Source organism: Streptomyces sp. NBC_01294 (genome assembly GCF_035917235.1).
Classification (GTDB): domain Bacteria; phylum Actinomycetota; class Actinomycetes; order Streptomycetales; family Streptomycetaceae; genus Streptomyces; species Streptomyces caledonius.
In genome coordinates this window covers 5,242,885-5,262,510 of sequence record NZ_CP108423.1, presented here as the reverse complement: position 1 = coordinate 5,262,510, position 19,626 = coordinate 5,242,885, and the positions used below count along the sequence as shown (strand labels likewise).

17 protein-coding genes are annotated in these 19,626 nt (G+C 73.1%); 11 read left to right on the top strand and 6 right to left on the bottom strand.

The features are described 5' to 3' along the window. Positions 1-23 precede the first annotated feature (23 nt). Entirely contained in the window at positions 24-1,334 is a 1,311-nt protein-coding gene (locus OG534_RS23820; RefSeq protein WP_326590538.1) for a phosphoribosyltransferase family protein, read from the top strand. Positions 1,335-1,367: 33 nt separating this feature from the next. Here OG534_RS23820 and OG534_RS23815 read toward each other — a convergent pair whose 3' ends face one another. Beyond that, positions 1,368-1,838 (bottom strand): phospholipase, encoded by a 471-nt coding sequence (locus OG534_RS23815; RefSeq protein ID WP_326590536.1) that lies wholly within the window; start codon positions 1,836-1,838, stop codon positions 1,368-1,370. Positions 1,839-2,046: 208 nt separating this feature from the next. On the opposite strand from OG534_RS23815, the gene OG534_RS23810 reads away from it, so the two are divergent. The 5 genes from OG534_RS23810 to OG534_RS23790 all read left to right on the top strand — a co-directional run bounded on the left by OG534_RS23810 (position 2,047) and on the right by OG534_RS23790 (position 7,127). After that, positions 2,047-2,586, top strand: coding sequence for a hypothetical protein (locus OG534_RS23810; protein ID WP_326590535.1), 540 nt, complete (start codon positions 2,047-2,049; stop codon positions 2,584-2,586). Between the two features lie 139 nt (positions 2,587-2,725). Further along, a complete protein-coding gene (locus OG534_RS23805) occupies positions 2,726-3,151 on the top strand; it encodes a GNAT family N-acetyltransferase (RefSeq protein ID WP_442807241.1) in 426 nt (141 codons plus the stop codon). 125 nt (positions 3,152-3,276) lie between these two features. Further along, positions 3,277-4,473 carry a S8 family peptidase gene (locus tag OG534_RS23800; RefSeq protein ID WP_326590531.1) on the top strand — a complete coding sequence of 399 codons (1,197 nt, stop codon included), beginning with the start codon at positions 3,277-3,279 and terminating at the stop codon, positions 4,471-4,473. A 223-nt stretch (positions 4,474-4,696) separates the two neighbouring features. Then, positions 4,697-5,992 (top strand): hypothetical protein, encoded by a 1,296-nt coding sequence (locus tag OG534_RS23795; RefSeq protein WP_326590529.1) that lies wholly within the window; start codon positions 4,697-4,699, stop codon positions 5,990-5,992. Positions 5,993-6,077: 85 nt separating this feature from the next. Beyond that, on the top strand, positions 6,078-7,127 hold the full coding sequence (locus OG534_RS23790; protein WP_326590528.1) for a WxL protein peptidoglycan domain-containing protein: 1,050 nt from the start codon (positions 6,078-6,080) through the stop codon (positions 7,125-7,127). A gap of 115 nt (positions 7,128-7,242) precedes the next feature. On the opposite strand, the gene OG534_RS23785 is transcribed toward OG534_RS23790, so the two are convergent. Genes OG534_RS23785 through iolC form a run of 4 tightly spaced genes read right to left on the bottom strand, consistent with a single transcriptional unit; the run spans position 7,243 to position 12,598 of the window. Beyond that, positions 7,243-8,742, bottom strand: coding sequence for a CoA-acylating methylmalonate-semialdehyde dehydrogenase (locus OG534_RS23785; protein ID WP_326590527.1), 1,500 nt, complete (start codon positions 8,740-8,742; stop codon positions 7,243-7,245). Positions 8,743-8,755: 13 nt separating this feature from the next. Next, the gene (gene iolD, locus OG534_RS23780) at positions 8,756-10,630 is read right to left on the bottom strand and encodes a 3D-(3,5/4)-trihydroxycyclohexane-1,2-dione acylhydrolase (decyclizing) (RefSeq protein WP_326590525.1); all 1,875 of its coding nucleotides are present in this window, start codon (positions 10,628-10,630) and stop codon (positions 8,756-8,758) included. Then, positions 10,627-11,610, bottom strand: coding sequence for a 5-deoxy-glucuronate isomerase (gene iolB / locus OG534_RS23775; protein ID WP_326593782.1), 984 nt, complete (start codon positions 11,608-11,610; stop codon positions 10,627-10,629). The genes iolD and iolB overlap by 4 nt, the downstream gene beginning before the upstream one ends. A gap of 7 nt (positions 11,611-11,617) precedes the next feature. Continuing rightward, the gene (gene iolC / locus OG534_RS23770) at positions 11,618-12,598 is read right to left on the bottom strand and encodes a 5-dehydro-2-deoxygluconokinase (protein WP_326590523.1); all 981 of its coding nucleotides are present in this window, start codon (positions 12,596-12,598) and stop codon (positions 11,618-11,620) included. Between the two features lie 26 nt (positions 12,599-12,624). Here iolC and OG534_RS23765 point away from each other — a divergent pair, with 26 nt between their 5' ends. The 5 genes from OG534_RS23765 (at position 12,625) to OG534_RS23745 (ending at position 17,782) form a co-directional block, all read left to right on the top strand. After that, positions 12,625-13,539 carry a sugar phosphate isomerase/epimerase family protein gene (locus OG534_RS23765; protein ID WP_326590521.1) on the top strand — a complete coding sequence of 305 codons (915 nt, stop codon included), beginning with the start codon at positions 12,625-12,627 and terminating at the stop codon, positions 13,537-13,539. 20 nt (positions 13,540-13,559) lie between these two features. Further along, positions 13,560-14,573, top strand: a complete 1,014-nt coding sequence (locus OG534_RS23760; RefSeq protein WP_326590520.1) for a Gfo/Idh/MocA family protein — start codon at positions 13,560-13,562, stop codon at positions 14,571-14,573. A gap of 211 nt (positions 14,574-14,784) precedes the next feature. Next, positions 14,785-14,985, top strand: a complete 201-nt coding sequence (locus OG534_RS23755) for a helix-turn-helix transcriptional regulator (RefSeq protein ID WP_326590519.1) — start codon at positions 14,785-14,787, stop codon at positions 14,983-14,985. A 171-nt stretch (positions 14,986-15,156) separates the two neighbouring features. Beyond that, positions 15,157-15,390, top strand: coding sequence for a heavy-metal-associated domain-containing protein (locus OG534_RS23750; RefSeq protein ID WP_326590518.1), 234 nt, complete (start codon positions 15,157-15,159; stop codon positions 15,388-15,390). 124 nt (positions 15,391-15,514) lie between these two features. Then, positions 15,515-17,782 carry a heavy metal translocating P-type ATPase gene (locus OG534_RS23745; protein ID WP_326590516.1) on the top strand — a complete coding sequence of 756 codons (2,268 nt, stop codon included), beginning with the start codon at positions 15,515-15,517 and terminating at the stop codon, positions 17,780-17,782. Between the two features lie 383 nt (positions 17,783-18,165). Here the strand turns inward: OG534_RS23745 and OG534_RS23740 are convergent, their stop codons facing one another. Then, positions 18,166-19,455 carry a citrate synthase gene (locus tag OG534_RS23740; protein WP_326590514.1) on the bottom strand — a complete coding sequence of 430 codons (1,290 nt, stop codon included), beginning with the start codon at positions 19,453-19,455 and terminating at the stop codon, positions 18,166-18,168. Positions 19,456-19,626: the final 171 nt, after the last annotated feature.

The following is a 19,626-nucleotide window of genomic DNA, read 5'->3' as shown; positions in this document are numbered from 1 at the left end:
CCCTGGTTTGGGGGTGAACCCTCGTGCTGTTCACCCATCGCACGGACGCCGGAGAGCGTCTCGCCGAAGCGCTCCGTCACCTGCAGGGGGAGGATCCCGTCGTCCTGGGCCTGCCCCGCGGCGGCGTTCCGGTGGCCTTCCAGGTCGCGCGGGCCCTGGGCGCCCCGCTGGATGTGATCGTGGTCCGCAAGCTCGGCGTCCCGTACCACCGGGAGCTGGGGTTCGGCGCCATCGGCGAGGGCGGCGTACGGGTCATCAGCGAGGACATCGTCCGCAGCAGCCGCGTCAAGCAGGCGGACCTCGCGGCGGTCGAGCACGCCGAGGAGGCCGAGCTGGCCCGGCAGGCCCGGCGCTTCCGCGGCGACCGGCCGCGGGCGGCCCTCGACGGCCGGACCGTGATCGTGGTGGACGACGGGATCGCGACCGGGGCCACGGCCGCGGCCGCGTGCGAAGTCGTACGGGCGCAGGGCGCGGCGCGCGTGGTACTGGCCGTGCCGGTGGCGCCGCCGGACGCGGTCGCCTGGCTGCGCGGGGAGGCCGACGAGGTGGTGTGCCTCTCCACTCCGCGCGCCTTCCGCGCCGTCGGCGAGTGGTACCAGGACTTCTCCCAGACCCCCGACGAGGAGGTCGTCTCCCTGCTGGCACAGGCGGCCGCGGGACCCACGCCCGGTTCCGCGCCCGGTCCCGCGCCCGGTTCCGCAGCCGCCGCCCGGTCCGGCCCGGTCGAGGTGGACGCCGGCGGCCTCGTGCTGGCCGGGGACCTCGCCCTGCCCGAGGGCGCCGGGGCCGTCGTGATGTTCGCGCACGGCTCGGGCAGCAGCCGCCGCAGCCCGCGCAACCGCGCCGTGGCCGCGGACCTGAACGGGGCGCGCCTCGGCACCCTGCTCTTCGACCTGCTCACCCCCGCCGAGGAGGCCGACCGGGCCAACGTCTTCGCCATCGAACCCCTGGCCGGCCGGCTCGCGGACGCCACCCGCTGGCTGCGGCGCCGGGTGCCCCTCCCCATCGGCTACTTCGGGGCGAGCACCGGAGCCGCGGCGGCGCTGTGGGCCGCCGCGGACGCCGACGCCGACATCGGCGCCGTGGTCTCCCGCGGCGGCCGGCCCGACCTCGCCGGCCCGCGGCTCGCCGGCGTACGGGCGCCCACGCTGCTGATCGTGGGGGCCCGGGACACGACGGTGCTCGACCTCAACCGCGCGGCCCAGCGCGAACTGCGCTGCGAGAACCGGCTGGAGATCGTCCCGGGGGCCACCCACCTCTTCGAGGAGCCGGGAGCCCTTGACGAGGTGGCCGCCCTGGCCCGGGACTGGTTCGCCGGGCACCTCGCGCGGTAGGGGCGGCGCGCGCGCGACTGCGCCGCGTGATCCCTAGGAAATTCCGAGGAGTCTGACGGCCTGGTAGTAGGTCCACGCGGTGGCGTCGCACGAGCCCCTGCGGGTGCCCGAGTACTGCGCGCAGACCCTCTTCAGGTCCGCGTGGAACGCCTGGTCCACCCGGGCCTTGGCGGCCGGAAACTGCCCTGCCGCCCGGTGGTTGCGGTAGCCGAAGTCGTGGCGGGCGCAGGCCGCCGCGAAGGGGAAGCCCATGGGGTTGTCCGGGGAGGAGGTGCAGTGGTCCGTCGACCAGTCGAAGCCGTACGCGGCCCACGCGTCCCGGTGCTCGCGGGCATCGGCCCACGCCCGGTAGCTGGCGGCGCTGGTCTGCGTGAAGCGGTTCAGCACCAGCGGCTTGTCGGCCGGGACCTCCGGCGCGGCCCGGGCCGCGGGCGCGAGGGCGAGCACCGCGGCGGCGGTGGCGGCGGCAGTGGCGAGAGCGGGGGCGAGGCGGCGACGGCGCATGAGGTCCTCGGGTGCCGGGGCGGGCGGGTCACCCCGGCCAACTTCTCGGGGCGCCGCCCGGTTACTGCCGCCCTGTGGCCACGCGTTGGCCTGCCGGACCCGGACCGGAGACCCTCCCAGGTATGACGCCGTGTGAGACCTCCGGCCCAGACCCGGTTCGTCCTGCGGAGGGACGCGCGGAAGGGCCTGGCCGCCCAGACTGGAGGGCATGGACCGCCGCCCGCTCGTCATCGCCGCCGCCTCCGTGGGAGTGCTCGCCACCGCCGCCTTCGCGCTGCCCAACCTGCCGCCCAACCCCGTGACCGAAACGATCGACAGCCGGGTGTTCAAGGAGAAGGGCCGACGTTTCGCGAGCGCCGCCGATGCTCCCACGCGCGACGGGGCGGCGTTCGCGCTGCCGTCCTGGATACCCAAGGACGCCACCGACGTCCGCATACGGGTGCGCACCAACGGCGAGGCCCGGCTGATCCGGTTCACCCTCGGCGCGACCCCGCTGGACGGCCCGCGGTGCGGCGCGGGCACGCGGAAGCAGCCGGCCGCCCCGGATCTGCACGCCAAGTGGTGGCCGATCACCCTGAGGGCCGATGTCCGCGCCGAGTGCCGGGACTCCCACCAGTACCAGGTCGCGGTGCGCGGCAAGCGGGTCTACGCCTGGACCGACGGCACCCCGTCCCCGGGCGCCGGACCCCGGGACGGCGCCCCGCCACCCCGGTCCCACGGCGCTCCGGCACCCCGGTCCCACGGCTGACCGCCGGGCCGGTCCCACAGATGACCGCCGGGCCGTGCCCGCGGCGCCCGCGGCCGGTGCCCCGACCGCCCCGTACGGGGCGCGAGGACGCCCGCCACGCCGTGCCGGAATTCGGCTCACCATCCGTCAGCTGCGCATTATCGTGACCGCCATGGACATCCGCCGGGCCCTCACCCCCGCCGAGCTCTCAGCCGCCGAATCCCTCTTCGACGGGCCCGCCCGCGACGAGTGGTCCGAGCGTTTCCTCACCGCCCCGGGGCACGTGCTGCTCATCGCCTACGTCGACGGCGTGCCCGCCGGGATGGTCTCCGGCATCGAGATGATCCACCCCGACAAGGGCACCGAGATGTGCCTGTACGAGCTGTCCGTGGACGAGGGGTACCGCCGCCGCGGGATCGGCCGCGCCCTGACCCACGCCCTCGCCGACGAGGCCAAGGCGCGCGGCTGTTACGGCATGTGGGTGGGCGTCGACACCGACAACGAGGCCGCACTGGCCACGTACGACTCCGCCGGCGCCCGCGACGAGGGCGTCTTCGCGATGCGCGGCTGGCCCCTCGCCCCGTAGGCCGCGCCAGGCAGCCGGGCCCGGGCCGATCGGCACGACACACCTAGCCCGTGCGGCGGCGTGTCGTGCGCCCACTCGGCGCACCCTCCGCGCGCCCGCGCCACCGCTCGCCGAGCATCGGCCGCATGACCGCATTCGTCCCGCTGCTCCCCGCCGCCGCGCTCCTCGCGGCGGCCGCCACGGCCACCGTCCTGCCGCCGCACTCCGACGCCACCGCCGCCGAAACCCCCGTCGCCCCCTACGTCGTCGTCCTCAAGGACAGCACCTTCCGTGCCCCGACCCGCGCCGTGGCCGCCGAGGCCGCGGACTCCGGCGACGCGGTCGGGCCCGTCTACGAGGCCGCCCTGAACGGCTTCGCCGTCCGCACCACCGCCGCCCGGGCCGCCGCCCTGGCCTCCGACCCCCGGGTGGCCTCCGTGGAGCCGGACGCGGAGTTCCGCATCACCGACACGCGGCCGCAGCCACAGCCCCAGCCCCAGGTGCCCGCTCCCTGGTCGCTGGACCGGATCGACCAGCGCGAGCTCCCGCTCGACGGCTCGTACACGTACCCCACGACGGCCGAGGGCGTCACCGTCTACGTCGTCGACACCGGGATCAACACCCGCCACCAGGAGTTCGCCGGCCGCGCCCGGCACGGCTACAACGCGGTGTTCCTCGGCACCTCCCGCGACTGCAACGGCCACGGCACGCACGTCGCGGCGACCGTGGGCGGTGAGACGTACGGGGTCGCGAAGGGCGTCTCGCTCGTGGCCGTGAAGGTGGCCGACTGCCGTGGCGCCGCGAGCCTGTCGGCGATCCTCAAGGGTCTCGACTGGGTGGTGAAGGACGCCGCCAAGGCCCCGGGAACCCCGGCGGTGGCCAACATGAGCATCGGCGGAACCCCCAGCTTCGCCCTCGACGCGGCGGTGATCCGGGCCGTGGCCTCCGGGATCACCTTCACCGTCGCCGCCGGGAACGACGGCGAGGACGCCTGCACGGGCTCCCCCGCCTCCGTCTCCCAGGCCGTCACGGTCGGCGCGACCGACGCCACGGACCGGCACGCTCCGTTCTCCAGCCACGGCCGCTGCGTGGACCTCTCGGCACCCGGCGTGGGGATCACCTCGGCCTGGAAGGACACCACCACGGCCACCGCCACCGCCACCGGCACCTCGATGGCCGCCCCGCACGTGGCCGGGGCCGCCGCGCTCATCCTGGCCCGCGGCACGGCGCGGACCCCGGCGCAGGTGTCCGAGGCCCTGCTGCACAGCGCCGTGCCCGGCCGGATCACCGGCCTCCCGGCCGGCACCCCGAACCTGCTGCTCCACACCCCCGCCCACCTCTAGGTCGTGTCGTCAACGTCCCGCCCGGCACCCACCCCGACCAGTCGGTATCCGATGGGCCATCAGACCTTCCCTGATGGCCCATCAATTTCTGTGCGCTTCGGGCGAAAGCAAGTCATTGACTTCTCATCACGGCGACGCGTCAATATCGGCCACCGCACCGGCTCGGCCTCCCCGCACAGCGGGTGGGGGGAGGGGTTCGTCATGACGAAGGAGTCGCGACCCAGTGAGTACGAGAACGCATCGACGAAGAGTGCTGGCCGGGGTGGGCGCCCTGTCCCTGGCCCTGACGGGCGGCGTGGTGGGCCTGGCAGGCTCCGCGCAGGCCGCGACGAAGACCACCGCCGTCTTCGAGAACTGTGACGCCCCGGCGCCGCAGCCGGACGGCTCGGGCAACCAGAACTGGACGGTCACCCTCCCCGACACCGCCAAGGCCGGCGACGTCGTCCCGATCACGATCGACCCGGGCGCGAGCCCGCTGATCCCCGGGTTCTCCGTCACGACGGTGAACACGTCCAAGATCACCCTCAAGGTCGGGACGACCACCCAGGTGGTCACCAGCCCGCCCGAGACCGTCTCCGTCGTGGCCGGGCAGCCGCTCGACCCGAAGGCGTTCTCCGGAACGATCAGGATTCCGGACGGCACCGAGGGCTCCACGGTCAACGTCACCCTCGACCTGGCCGTGACCGACGCGGACCTCTCCGGTTCGGTCTTCACCACCACCTGCACCCCGGCGCCGCGCCCGAGCGCCCCGCTCGGCTCGGTCGCGGTCGAGGCCCTGCCCAAGGACCCGGTCACCACGAAGCTGACGCCCAACAGCGGCCCGGTGGGCACCGCCGTCGTCGTCAGCGGCGCCAACTTCCCGGCCGGCCCCGTCACCTGTTCCGCCCTGCTCGCGGGCGCGGCGACCGGTGACACCGGTGCGGGCACGGCGGACGCGTCCGGCGCCGCCACCTGCAACATCACGGTCACCAAGAAGGCCGACGCGATCAGGATCGACGGTTCGATCACCCCGTACAAGGCCTTCGTGTTCATGGAGGACCAGCCCGGCGTGAAGAACCCGGTCGACGTCGAGGTCCTCCCCGGACCGCTGGCCCTCGGCCCGAAGGACGGCCAGCCGGCCGTCGACTTCGGCGCGGTCACCATCAACGGCAAGCCCCAGTCGGTGGTCGGCGTCTTCAACGCCGCGACCGTCCAGGACTTCCGCGGCGGCTCGCTCGGCTGGGACGTGACGGCGACCCGTACGCCGTTCCTGAACCAGACCACCGGCCACTCGATGACCAAGGCGCAGATCGGCATCCAGCCCACCTGCACCGTGACCAACCCGGACAGCCCGAGCACCTGCACCGCGGGCACGCCCGGCGCGATCTCCGACGTCCCGATGAAGGTGGCCTCGCAGGCCGCCGGCGGGGAGGAGCTGACCGGTGGTGAGTTCGCCGTCGGCGGCGCCGGGATGATCCAGCTCCCGCCGTTCATGTTCGCCGACACCTACCAGTCGGTCGTGACCTTCTCGATCGCCTGACCCGTACGGCCCGCTCCACCAGGGTGGTGCGGCGCTCCGGCGCCGCACCACCCCTTCCCCGTTCCGCGCCGACTGGAGACCGCCCATGCGCACCCGCCGCAGCACGCGTAGCCGCACCCGCACCTCTCTGTACGGTCTGCTCCTCGGCCTGCTGCTGGGCGCGGGCCTGCTGCCGGCCACCGCCGCGACGGCCGCGGACAACGGCACCTGGGGGGTCTTCCCGACGCCGGCGGCCGGGGCCGCGATGACCGACCGCGCGTACTTCTTCCACCAAGGCGCGGCCGGGACCAGCCTCGGCGACAGCGTGACGATCCTGAACTCCTCCGACCGGGAGCTGACGTTCCAGGTCTTCGCCACCGACGCCGTGAACACCCCGGCGGGCGGCGCCTTCGCGCTGCTGCCGGTGGAGACGAAACCGAAGGACGCCGGCGCTTGGATCACGCTGGCGCCGGAGACCGCGAGCACCGTCACCGTGCCCGCCAAGGGCCGCAAGGACATCCCGTTCACCGTGAAGGTCCCGGCGGACGCGACGCCCGGCGACCACGTCGGCGGGATCGTCGCCCTGGGCACCGCCGTGGAGGGCGTACAGAAGGAGGGCAAGGTCCAGGTCGGGGTGAAGCGCTCGGTGGGCGCCCGGCTGTACTTCCGCGTGCCGGGACCCGTCACCGCGGGGCTGAGCGTGGAGGACGTGCGCGTGACCCGGTCGGCGCCGCTGCTGCCCTGGGTCAAGGACGCCCGCGCCACGGTCTCGTACACGCTGGTCAATCGGGGCAACGTGGTCGTCGGGCCCCGGGTGGCGCTCACCGCCGAAGGGCTCTTCGGGCGCGAGGTGCTGAACCGGCCGGTCCGCGATCTGAAGCTGACCTTGCTGCCGGGCGCGCGCATCGAGCTGACCGAGCCCTGGCCGGACGCCCCCCAGTCGGACTGGGTGACCGTCAGGGTCACCGCGGGAGCCGCCGCCCACCCCGATCTGGTCGCTCGCTCCGAGACGGACTTCCTCGCCGTGCCGTGGCCGGCCGTGGGCCTGTTCCTGGTGCTGGCGGGCGCCGGCGTCACCTGGTGGGTGCTGCGCCGCCGTCACCGCACGGCCGGCGACCAGGCACAGCCCGCCCCGGACCTGGTCCGGACCCACTGACCGGACCCACGTACCGGACCCACGTACCGGACCCACTGACCGGACGACGGAACTCGCCCCCCGCGGTGAGGGTTGCGGGGGGCGAGTCGGTCCTACGGGGCGTGCACGGGCGGGCTCAGTGGTTGCGGGGGAAGCCCAGGTCCACGCCGGCCGGGGCGTCCGCCGGGTCGGGCCAGCGGGTCGTGACGACCTTGCCGCGGGTGTAGAAGTGGATGCCGTCGTTGCCGTAGATGTGGTGGTCGCCGAAGAGCGAGTCCTTCCAGCCACCGAAGGAGTGGTAGCCGACCGGCACCGGGATCGGGACGTTGACGCCGACCATGCCCGCCTCGATCTCCAGCTGGAAGCGGCGCGCGGCGCCGCCGTCGCGGGTGAAGATCGCCGTGCCGTTGCCGAACGGCGAGGCGTTGATGAGGGCCACGCCCTCCTCGTAGGTCTCCGTGCGCAGGACGCACAGCACCGGGCCGAAGATCTCGTCGCGGTAGGCGTCGGAGTCGGTCCGCACGTTGTCGAGCAGGGACAGGCCGATCCAGTGGCCGTTCTCGTTGCCCTCGACGGTGTAGCCGGTGCCGTCCAGGACGACGTCCGCGCCCTGGGCCGCGGCGCCCTTCACGTACGAGGCGACCTTGTCGCGGTGGGCGGCCGTGATCAGCGGGCCCATCTCGGAGGTCGGGTCGTTGCCGGGGCCGATCTTGATCTTCTCGGCGCGCTCGCGGATCTTGTCGACCAGCGTGTCGGCGATGGCGCCGACGGCCACGACGGCGGAGATCGCCATGCAGCGCTCGCCGGCCGAGCCGTAGGCCGCGGAGACCGCCGCGTCGGCGGCCGCGTCCAGGTCGGCGTCGGGCAGCACCAGCATGTGGTTCTTGGCGCCGCCGAGGGCCTGCACGCGCTTGCCGTTGGCGGAGGCGGTGGTGTGGATGTGGCGGGCGATCGGGGTCGAGCCGACGAAGGAGACGGCCGCGATGCCGGGGTGGGCCAGCAGCGCGTCGACGGCCACCTTGTCGCCGTGGACGACGTTCAGCACGCCCGCGGGCAGACCGGCCTCGGTCATCAGCTCGGCCAGCTTGTTGGCGGCCGACGGGTCCTTCTCGCTCGGCTTGAGGATGAAGGTGTTTCCGCAGGCCACGGCCAGCGGGAACATCCACATCGGCACCATCGCCGGGAAGTTGAAGGGGGTGATGCCCGCGACGACGCCCAGCGGCTGGCGGATCGAGGAGACGTCCACGCGGTTCGACACCGACGTCGACAGCTCGCCCTTGAGCTGCGTGGTGATCCCGCAGGCCAGCTCGACGATCTCCAGGCCGCGGGCGACCTCGCCCAGCGCGTCCGAGTGGACCTTGCCGTGCTCGGCGGTGATCAGCTCGGCGATGGCGTCGCGGTTGGCGTCCAGCAGGGCGCGGTAGGCGAACAGCACCTTGGTGCGGGCGGCCAGCGAGGACTGGCCCCAGGTCTGGAAGGCCTCCCGGGCGACCTGTACCGCCGCGTCGACCTCATCGGCCGAGGCGAGCGCGACCTGCGTGGTGACCTCGCCGGTGGCCGGGTCGGTGACCGGGCCGTAGTTGCCCGACGCGCCCTCGACGGTCTTGCCACCGATCCAGTGGTTGACGGTCTTCATTTGCCTTGCTCCTTCACAGATGGCGACGTCGCTGCGCGGCTTGCCGGTCGTACTCTTCACGGGCCTCGGCCGCCGCCTTGCGGGTCGCGGTCTCGGCCACAGGAACATCCCACCACGCCTGTGCCGGGGGTGGGCCCGACACAGTGTCGGGCGTTCGGGTCTGTGTGTAGACACATGTGGGACGGGTCGCCGAGCGGGCCTCGGCGAGGGCTTCCCGCAGGTCACGTGTGGTGCGGGCGCGGATCACGGCCATCCCGAGGGACGCCGCGTTGGCCGCGAGGTCCACCGGAAGGGGGTCACCGGTGTACGAGCCGTCCGGTGCCCGGAAGCGGTATCCGGTGGCGAAGCCCTCGCCGCCCACCGCCCCGGAAAGGCCGCCGATCGACGCGTACCCGTGGTTGTCGAGGACCACCACCTTGATCGGGACGCCCTCCTGGACGGCCGTGACCATCTCGGTCGGATTCATCAAGTATGTCCCGTCTCCGACCAGCGCCCACACGGGGCGGCCGGGCGCGGCCAGCGCCACGCCGATCGCGGCGGGGATCTCGTAGCCCATGCAGGAGTAGCCGTACTCGACGTGGTACTGGTCGGCGGAGCGGGCCCGCCACAGCTTGTGCAGGTCGCCGGGGAGGGATCCGGCCGCGTTGATCAGGATGTCGGTGTCGTCGACCAGCGCGTCGAGCAGCCCGAGCACCTGGGCCTGGGTGGGCGGGAGCGTCTCGTCGGCCGCGGACACGGCGTAGGCCCGGTCGACGCGGGCTTCCCAGCGGGCCTTGGCCCGCGCGTACTCCTGCTCGTAGGCGGGCTCGACCCGGTGGCCCTGGAGGCCCGCCGTGAGCGAGCGCAGGCCGGCCCGGGCGTCGGCGAGGAGCGGCAGGGCCGCCAGCTTGTGCGCGTCGAAGCCCGCGATGTTCAGGTTCACGAAGCGGACGCCGGGGTCCTGGAACAGGGTGGCCGAGGCCGTCGTGAAGTCGGTGTACCGGGTGCCGACGCCCAGGACGAGGTCGGCGGTGCGCGCGAGGTCGTTGGCCGTGGCCGTGCCCGTGTGCCCGACACCGCCGACGTCCGCCGGGTGGTCGAAGGGCAGCGAGCCCTTGCCCGACTGGGTGGAGGCGACGGGGATGCCCGTCGCCTCGACGAGGGTGCGCAGGGCGGTGTGGCCGGCGCTGTGGTGCACCCCGCCCCCGGCGACGATCAGCGGGCGCCGGGCCGTGCGGACCGCGGCGCAGGCGGCGGTCCACTCGTCCGGGTCCGGCTGCGGGGCGCTGACGTGCCAGGTCCGGTCGGCGAAGAACTCCTCCGGCCAGTCGTACGCCTCCACCTGCACGTCCTGCGGCAGCGCGAGGGTGACGGCGCCGGTCTGCGCGGGGTCGGTGAGCACCCGCATGGCCTGGAGGGCGGCGGGGACCAGGGCCTCGGGGCGGGTGATCCGGTCGAAGTGGCGGGAGACGGGCCGCAGGGCGTCGTTGACGGAGACGTCCCCGGCGTACGGGACCTCCAGCTGCTGCAGCACCGGGTCGGCGGGCCGGGTGGCGAAGACGTCCCCGGGGAGCAGGAGCACCGGGAGGTGGTTGATCGTGGCGAGGGCGGCGCCGGTGACGAGGTTGGTGGCGCCGGGCCCGATGGAGGTGGTGACGGCGTGCGCGGAGAGCCGGCCGCGCTGGCGGGCGTAGCCGACGGCGGCGTGCACCATGGCCTGCTCGTTGCGGCCCTGGAGGAAGGGCATGCCGTCCGGCCCGGTCTCCAGCAGGGCCTGGCCGATGCCGGCCACGTTCCCGTGCCCGAAGATCCCCCAGGTCGCGGCGATCAGGCGGTGGCGCTGCCCGTCGCGCTCCGTGTACTGGCGGGAGAGGAAACGTACGAGCGCCTGCGCGACGGTGAGCCTCACCGGTGGTCCTCCGCTCGGGGGAAGGGCAGCCTGGGGTCGATGTCCTGCCCGTCCCAGGTGCCGCGGATCCAGCCGTGGTCGGGGTGGTCCCGGATGAGCCACTCCCGGGTTCCGCCCGGTCCGGCCATCACGTTCAGGTAGTACATGTCGTGCCCGGGGGCGGCGATGGACGGCCCGTGCCAGCCGTCGGGGATCAGCACGGCGTCGCCGGTGCGCACCTCGGTGAGGATGTCGGTCTTCCCTGCGGGGGAGGGCGTGACGCGCTGGTAGCCGAGCCCGGGGGTGTCGCCGTGCGGGGCGATCTCGAAGTAGTAGATCTCCTCCAGGCGGGACTCCTCGCCGGGGTGGTGCTCGTCGTGCTTGTGGGGCGGGTACGAGGACCAGTTCCCGCCGGGGGTGAGCACCTCGACGGCGATCAGCCGGTCGCAGTCGAAGCCGTCCGGGCCCGCGGCGGCGAAGTTGTTGACCTGCCGCGAGCACTGACCCGCGCCCCGCAGCTCGACGGCCACGGCCTCGGCCGGGCCGTACCCCGGGGTCAGCCGCCGCTCGCACCGGGCCCCTGCGAGCGCGAACCGGCCGCCCGCGGCGGAGCGGATCTCCGCGTGCGCGTCCCGGGGCACGTACGCGAAGTCGGTGGGCCCGCCGCCGAAAACCCCGCTCCGCCCCCGCAGTTCGAAGACGTGCGGCTCCGCTGCGGGGGCGCCGCCCCGATCTTTCAGCCCCGCCGGCGTTTGAGGCGCGGGGCCCGGGGCGGAGCCCCGATTGTTCAGCCCCGCCGCCGTTTGAGGCGCGGGGCCCGGGGCGGAGCCCCGATTGTTCAGCCCCGCCGGCGTTTGAGGCGCGGGGCCCGGGGCGGAGCCCCGGCAGCGGACCTCGCACCCGCCCGACAGCGGGAGCACGATCCACTCCGACTCCCCGCACTCGTGCGCGTACACCTCCCCCGGCCCGAGGTCGAGGACCACCAGCCTCGTCCACGACATCCCCCACTCAGACACCACCGGCACGCCCGACCACCTCCTCCACCTCGTGAGAGAACGGCATCGCGCTCGAACACGCCAGCCGCGAAGCGACAATGGCCCCCGCCGCGTTCGCGTACCGCACGGCACGGCCCAGCTCCCACCCCGCCAACAACCCGTGGCACAGCGCGCCCCCGAACGCGTCTCCCGCCCCGAGCCCGTTCACCACCTGGACGGGAACCGGCGGGACCTCGACCACCGTCCCGTCGCGGTGGACCGCCAGCACGCCCTCCGGCCCCCGTTTGACCACCGCCAGTTCCACTCCCGCGGCGAGCAGCGCCCGCGCCGCCGCGTACGGCTCCGACTCCCCCGTCGCGATCTCGCACTCCTCCGGGTTGCCGACGGCCACCGTGGCCCACTCCAGCGCCCGTTCGTAGTACGGCCCCGGTTTCTCCCGCCACAGCATCGGCCGCCAGTCCAGGTCGAACACCGTCGTCCCCGACCGGCCGCGCGCCTCCAGCGCCGCCAGTGTCGCCGCCCGCGAGGGCTCCTCGCTCAGGCCGGTCCCCGTCATCCAGAACACGCGCGCGGCCCGTACCGCCTCCAGGTCCAGCTCGTCCGGCGCGATCTCCAGGTCCGGTGCCTTCGGCAGCCGGTAGAAGTACAGCGGGAACCGGTCCGGCGGGAAGATCTCGCAGAAGGTGACGGGCGTGGGGAGGCCGGCGACCTCGGTCGCCCACCGGTCGTCCACGCCGAACCCCCGCAGCTCGGAGCGGAGATACCCGCCGAAGGGGTCCGCTCCGGTCCGGGTGATCAGCGCCACCCGCCGCCCCAGCCGGGCCGCGGCGACGGCCACGTTCGCAGCGGAACCGCCCAGGAACTTGCCGAAGGTCTCGGCCTCGGCCAGTGGTACGCCGGTCGTCAGCGGGTAGAGATCCACCCCGATCCGGCCCATCGTGATCAGGTCGAACGCGAACGGATCGCCGGTGCCGGTCACAGTCAGTCCTCCCACTCGTCTCCCACCCTAAGGTGGCCGCTATGACGTCCTCCCCGCCCGCGTTGACCCGTATCCGCATCGGTTCGGCTCCGGACTCCTGGGGTGTCTGGTTCCCCGACGACCCCCGGCAGACCCCCTGGGAACGCTTCCTCGACGAGGTGGCCGACGCCGGGTACGAGTGGATCGAACTCGGCCCCTACGGCTACCTGCCCACGGATCCCGCCCGACTCGCCGAGGAAACGGCCAAACGCGGACTGCGCGTCTCGGCCGGAACCGTCTTCACCGGACTCCATCACGGGCCCGCCGTGTGGGAGGACACCTGGGAGCACGTGTCGCGGATCGCCGCGCTCACCCGGGCGATGGGCGCGGCCCACCTCGTCGTCATCCCCTCCTTCTGGCGGGACGACAAGACGGGCGAGGTACTGGAGGACCGCACCCTCACCCCGGACCAATGGCGTGAACTGGCCTCCCAGACCGAGCGCCTGGGCCGGGAGGTGCGGGACCGGTACGGCCTGCGGATCGTCGTCCACCCGCACGCCGACACCCACATCGACACCCCGCAGAACGTGGCCCGCTTCCTCGACGCCACCGACCCGGACCTCGTCTCCCTGTGCCTGGACACCGGGCACTACGCGTACTGCGGCGGCGACAGCGTCCAGGCCGTCGAGACCTTCGCCGAGCGGATCGGCTACCTCCACCTCAAACAGGTCGACCCGCGGATCCTCGCCGAAGTCGTCGCACAGGGGCTGCCCTTCGGCCCGGCGGTGGGCCGCGGGGTGATGTGCGAGCCGCCCTCGGGGGTGCCCGCGCTGGAACCCGTGCTGGCGGCGGCCCAGCGTCTGGGCGTGGACCTGTTCGCCATCGTGGAGCAGGACATGTACCCCTGTCCGCCCGACCGGCCGCTGCCGATCGCCCGGCGCACCCGCGCCTACCTGCGCTCCTGCGGCGCCCGCTGACTCTCCGGAGGGAACACGACATGACCAGCACGCTCGGCATCGCCGTCATCGGCACCGGGAAGATGGGTTCGGACCACGTGCGCCGGATCGGGCGGACCGTCGGCGGCGCCCGGGTGGTGGCCGTGGCCGATCCGGACGGGGACCGGGTCAAGGAGGTCGCGGGCGCCCTGGACGGCGCGGCCGCGTACACCGACCCGGCGGCGGCGATAGCCGCGCCCGGGGTGCAGGCCGTACTGATCGCCTCCCCGGGGCCCGCGCACGAGGAGGCGATCCTGCACGCCCTGGAGCGCGAGCTGCCGGTGCTGTGCGAGAAGCCGCTGACGCCGGACCCGGCGGGCGCCCTGCGCGTCATGGAGGCCGAGCAGCGGCTGGGGCGACGCCTGGTGCAGGTGGGGTTCATGCGGCGGCACGACGCCGAGTACGAGCGACTGAAGGAGCTCCTGGACGCGGGCGGGATCGGGCGCCCGCTCTTCCTGCACTGCCGGCACCGCAACGCCTCCTCGCCGTCCTTCTTCACCAGCGACATGCTGATCAGCGACTCGGTGGTGCACGAGGTGGACGCGGCCCGCTGGCTGCTGGGGCAGGAGATCACCGCCGTCAGCGTGCTCTCCCCCCGGCCCACGGCGGCCGCCCCCGAGGGGCTGAGCGATCCCCGGCTGGTCCTGCTGGAGACCTCCGGCGGGGCCGTCGTCGACGTGGAGATCTTCGTCAACTGCGGTTTCGGCTACCAGGTGCAGTGCGAGGCGGTCGGCGAGGCGGGCAGTGCCCGGATCGGCGACGGCCACGCGATGGTGGTGCAGTCGGCGGGCCGGTGGGGCGGCGAGATCGCCCAGGACTTCACGGTGCGCTTCGCCGACGCCTACGACCGGCAGCTGCGCCGCTGGGTGGCCGCGGCCGTGCGCGGCCGGGTCGCGGGGCCCGACGCGTGGGACGGCTACGCGGCCGCGGCCGTCTCCGAGGCGGGCCTCGCGGCCGCGCGCAGCGGCGTACGGACCGTCGTGGAGCTGACGGAACGGCCGCCGCTGTACCGCTGATACCCCTGTGCCGCATCTGTCACAGGGGTCCCCCTTGTGTCACGTATATCCGCGTCACGCGGGTTTTCCGTCACAGCCGGTCGACAGCCCCTCCCCTGCGCTCACCCCGCGTCGTTCCCCGGGCACAACCCGAGTGATCGTCATGTCCACGCGCCGGATCCCCCGACGGCCTCCCGGCCGGCCCCGCGGCGTGGACAAGGAGGTGTCCCGCATGAGCGACCGACAGCTGTGGTCGTACAAGGAGATCGCGGCCCACATCCGGGTCCAGCCGGACACCGTGCGCTCCTACCGCAAGCACGGGCTCCTCCCCCCTCCCGACCACGTGGAGGGCGGCAAGCCCTACTGGTACGCCGAAACCGTGCGTGCCTGGGTGGCCCGCAGGCCCGGCAACCGGGGCCGCCGCGAGGAGTGACCGACAGGATCGCGCGCCGTACCGGCCGGTTTTGCGCGCGGGCGGCGAAAGAGTGCGGCCGGTGCTCGCATTCATACCCCCCAGGGGTATAGTCTCGAAGAGTCGGGAGGACGGTGGAACCATCGGCCGTCCCTCCCGGCGACCGGACGCACCCCTGAAGAGGAGAACGACATGACCGCCGAGACGGACACCCAGACCACCACCGTCTACCGGGTGACCGGCATGACCTGCGGACACTGCGAGGGCGCGGTGACCAACGAGATCTCCGCCCTGCCGGGCGTCGCCACGGTCAAGGCCGTCGCCGCCACCGGCGAGGTCACCGTGGTCTCCGCCGCCCCGCTCGCGGACGAGGACGTCCGCGCCGCCGTGGACGAGGCCGGCTACGAGTTCGCCGGACAGGTCTGAGCGGCGCCTCCTGCGCCACCCCTCCTTCGGCAGCACCCCGCGGTACGCCGCGGCACCCCGCCGGGCCGTACCGGCCAGCTCATACTGGTTCCGTACGGCCCGGCCCTCCCCCTGGAGCCGGAACATGACCAGCACAGTGCACGACGGACCGATAACGGCGGTCGAACTCTCGATCGGCGGGATGACCTGCGCCTCCTGCGCGGCCCGCATCGAGAAGAAGCTCAACCGGATGGACGGCGTCGAGGCCACGGTGAACTACGCCACCGAGAAGGCCCACGTCTCCTACTCCGGTGACGTCCGGATCGCGGACCTGATCGCGACCGTCGTCAAGACCGGCTACACCGCCGAGGAGCCCCCGCCGCCGGCCCCGGAGCCCGTCGAGGAGGCGCGGGCCGAGGCCCCCGACCCGGCGCTGGCCGCGCTGCGGCAGCGGCTGCTGGTCTCCGTCGCGCTCGCCCTGCCCGTCGTCCTGTTCGCGATGGTCCCCGCCCTGCAGTTCGACAACTGGCAGTGGCTCTCGCTGACCCTCGCCGCCCCCGTGGTCGTCTGGGGCGGCCTCCCCTTCCACAAGGCCGCATGGACCAACGCCCGGCACGGCGCCGCCACCATGGACACCCTGGTCTCGGTCGGCACGCTGGCCGCCTTCGCCTGGTCGCTGTGGGCCCTGTTCTTCGGCCACGCGGGCATGCCCGGTATGCGGCACGGCTTTGCCCTCTTCACAGTTCAGGGGGGCAGTGTCTCCCGCACGGACGGCTCCTCCGCCCTCTACCTGGAGGTCGCGGCGGGCGTCGTCTCGTTCATCCTGCTCGGCCGCTACCTGGAGGCGCGCTCCAAGCGGAAGGCGGGCGCGGCCCTCAAGGCCCTGCTGGAGCTGGGCGCGAAGGACGTCGTCGTGCTGCGCGCGGGCCGGGAGGTCCGCATCCCGGTGAGCGCGCTCGCGGTCGGCGACCGGTTCGTCGTCCGGCCCGGCGAGAAGATCGCCACCGACGGCACGGTCGTCGAGGGCAGCTCCGCCGTGGACGCCTCCATGCTGACCGGCGAGTCCGTCCCGGTCGAGGTGTCCGTCGGCGACTCCGTCACCGGCGCCACCGTCAACGCGTCGGGGCGCCTGGTCGTCGAGGCCACCCGGATCGGCTCCGACACCCAGCTCGCCCGGATGGCCCGGCTGGTGGAGGACGCGCAGAACGGCAAGGCCGAGGTGCAGCGCCTCGCCGACCGGATCTCCGGGATCTTCGTCCCCGTCGTGCTGGTGCTGGCGCTCGGCACCTGGGTCGGCTGGCTGCTGATCACCGACGACGCCACCGCCGCCTTCACCGCCGCCGTGGCCGTCCTGATCATCGCCTGCCCGTGCGCCCTGGGCCTGGCCACCCCGACCGCGCTGATGGTCGGCACCGGGCGGGGCGCGCAGCTCGGCATCCTGATCAAGGGCCCCGAGGTGCTGGAGTCCACCCGCCGCGTGGACACCGTCGTCCTGGACAAGACCGGCACCGTCACCACCGGCCGGATGAGCCTCGCCGGCGTGGTCACCGCCGAGGGTGTCGAAGAGCGCGAACTGCTGCGCCTGGCCGGATCCCTGGAGCACGCCTCCGAGCACCCGATCGCGCGGGCCGTCGCCACCGCGGCGGCCGACCGGGCGGGCGCCCTGCCGGTCCCGGAGGGCTTCGTGAACGTCGCCGGGCTGGGCGTGCAGGGCGTGGTCGACGGACATGCCGTACTGGTGGGCCGCGAGCAGCTGCTGGCCGACTGGTCGATCACCCTGCCGGCCGGGCTCGCCGGGGCCAAGGCGGCCGCCGAGGCCGCGGGCTCCACCGCCGTCCTGGTGGCCTGGGACGGCGCGGCGCGCGGCGTGCTGATCGTCGCCGACGCGGTCAAGGAGACCAGCGCCGAGGCGGTCGCCCGGCTGCGGGCGCTGGGCCTCACCCCGGTCCTGCTGACCGGCGACAACCGGGCCGTCGCCGAGACGGTGGCCCGCGAGGTGGGCATCGACGAGGTGATCGCCGAGGTGCTCCCGCAGGACAAGGTCGACGTCGTACGCCGCCTGCAGGCGCAGGGCCGTACGGTCGCCATGGTCGGCGACGGGGTCAACGACGCGGCCGCGCTGGCCCAGGCGGACCTGGGGCTGGCCATGGGCACCGGCACCGACGCGGCGATCGAGGCGGGCGACCTGACCCTCGTACGGGGCGACCTGCGGGTGGCGGCGGACGCGATCCGGCTCTCCCGCCGGACCCTGGCCACCATCAAGGGCAACCTGTTCTGGGCCTTCGGCTACAACGTGGCGGCCCTGCCGCTGGCGGCCGCCGGTCTGCTCAACCCGATGATCGCTGGGGCCGCCATGGCCTTCTCCTCGGTGTTCGTGGTGACCAACAGCCTGCGGTTGCGCTCCTTCCGGTAGTGGATCGCCTTCGCATCGCGGCCACACTTCCTTCACAGGAGACGCAGATCACAGTGACCACAACGTAACCATCCGGGGTCGTCGCGGGTCTAATGGGGCGATGCCAGGAACGTCTTGGGGGACGTTCCACGGAAACCCTGGGGGATTTCCGTGGTGTCCGAAGGCCGGGACGCGTGCCCGCGGGAGGCTTTGAGCGGCACTCCCGAGCTGAACGGGTCCCGGCACACCGACGCCCCGACTCGGGTCCCGTGGGGGGAATCCGTTTCGGGGAAAAGGGGAGCGCCCCGACCGCCGACCCGTGGGGGGATCGACGGCGGGGCGCTTCTCGCATGCCTGGGGTACCGCTCCGCACGGCCGCACGCCGCGCGGGTGAGGGCCTCGGGTCAGCGGGCCTCGACCGGAACGAAGTCGCGCAGGACCTCGCCCGTGTAGATCTGGCGCGGGCGCCCGATGCGGGATCCCGGCTCCTTGATCATCTCGTGCCACTGGGCGATCCAGCCGGGGAGCCGGCCGAGCGCGAAGAGCACGGTGAACATCTCGGTCGGGAAGCCCATGGCCCGGTAGATCAGACCGGTGTAGAAGTCCACGTTCGGGTAGAGGTTGCGGGAGACGAAGTACTCGTCCGCCAGCGCGTGCTCCTCCAGCTTGAGCGCGATGTCGAGCAGCTCGTCGCTCTTGCCGAGCGAGGAGAGCACGTCGTGCGCCGCAGCCTTGATGATCTTCGCCCGGGGGTCGAAGCTCTTGTAGACGCGGTGCCCGAAGCCCATCAGGCGGACGCCGTCTTCCTTGTTCTTCACCTTGCGGATGAAGGCATCGACGTCGCCGCCGTCGTTCTTGATGCCTTCCAGCATCTCCAGAACCGACTGGTTGGCGCCACCGTGCAGCGGACCCCACAGGGCCGAGATACCGGCGGAGATCGAGGCGAACATGTTCGCCTGCGAGGAGCCGACCAGACGCACGGTGGAGGTGGAGCAGTTCTGCTCGTGGTCCGCGTGCAGGATCAGCAGCTTGTCGAGCGCCGCGACCACGACCGGGTCCAGGTCGTACTCCTGGGCCGGCACGGAGAAGGTCATGCGCAGGAAGTTCTCGACGTAGCCGAGGTCGTTGCGCGGGTAGACCACCGGGTGGCCGACCGACTTCTTGTACGCGTAGGCCGCGATCGTCGGGAGCTTGGCCAGCAGCCGGATCGTCGAGAGGTTGCGCTGCGTCTCGTCGAACGGGTTGTGACTGTCCTGGTAGAACGTCGACAGCGCGCTGACCACGGAGGACAGCATCGCCATCGGGTGCGCGTCACGCGGGAAGCCGTCGTAGAAGCGCTTCACGTCCTCGTGCAGCAGCGTGTGCTGGGTGATGTCGTTGCGGAACGACGCGAGCTGGTCGACGGTCGGCAGCTCACCGTTGATCAGCAGGTACGCGACCTCGATGAAGGTCGAACGCTCGGCCAGCTGCTCGATCGGGTAGCCGCGGTAGCGCAGGATGCCCTGCTCGCCGTCGAGGTAGGTAATCGCGGACTTGTAGGCGGCGGTGTTGCCGTAGCCACTGTCCAAGGTGACGAGCCCGGTCTGGGCCCGCAGCTTCGAGATGTCGAAGCCCTGGTCACCGACGGTGCTCTCGACCACCGGGTAGGTGTATTCACCGTCCGCGTACCGGAGTACTACAGAGTTGTCGCTCACGTCATCCCTCACCGACGTAGTGCCTCTTCTTCGAGGTGCCCTGACTGCCTCCACCTTCCCCCATTTGGCGCAGTGGAGTGCACTCGGGGTCGGCGTTTGGTGCATCTGGCGGCACTGAGTGCCGCCAACCTGCTCATCCTGCCCCTCCGCGCCGGTTGCCGGAACCCCAAA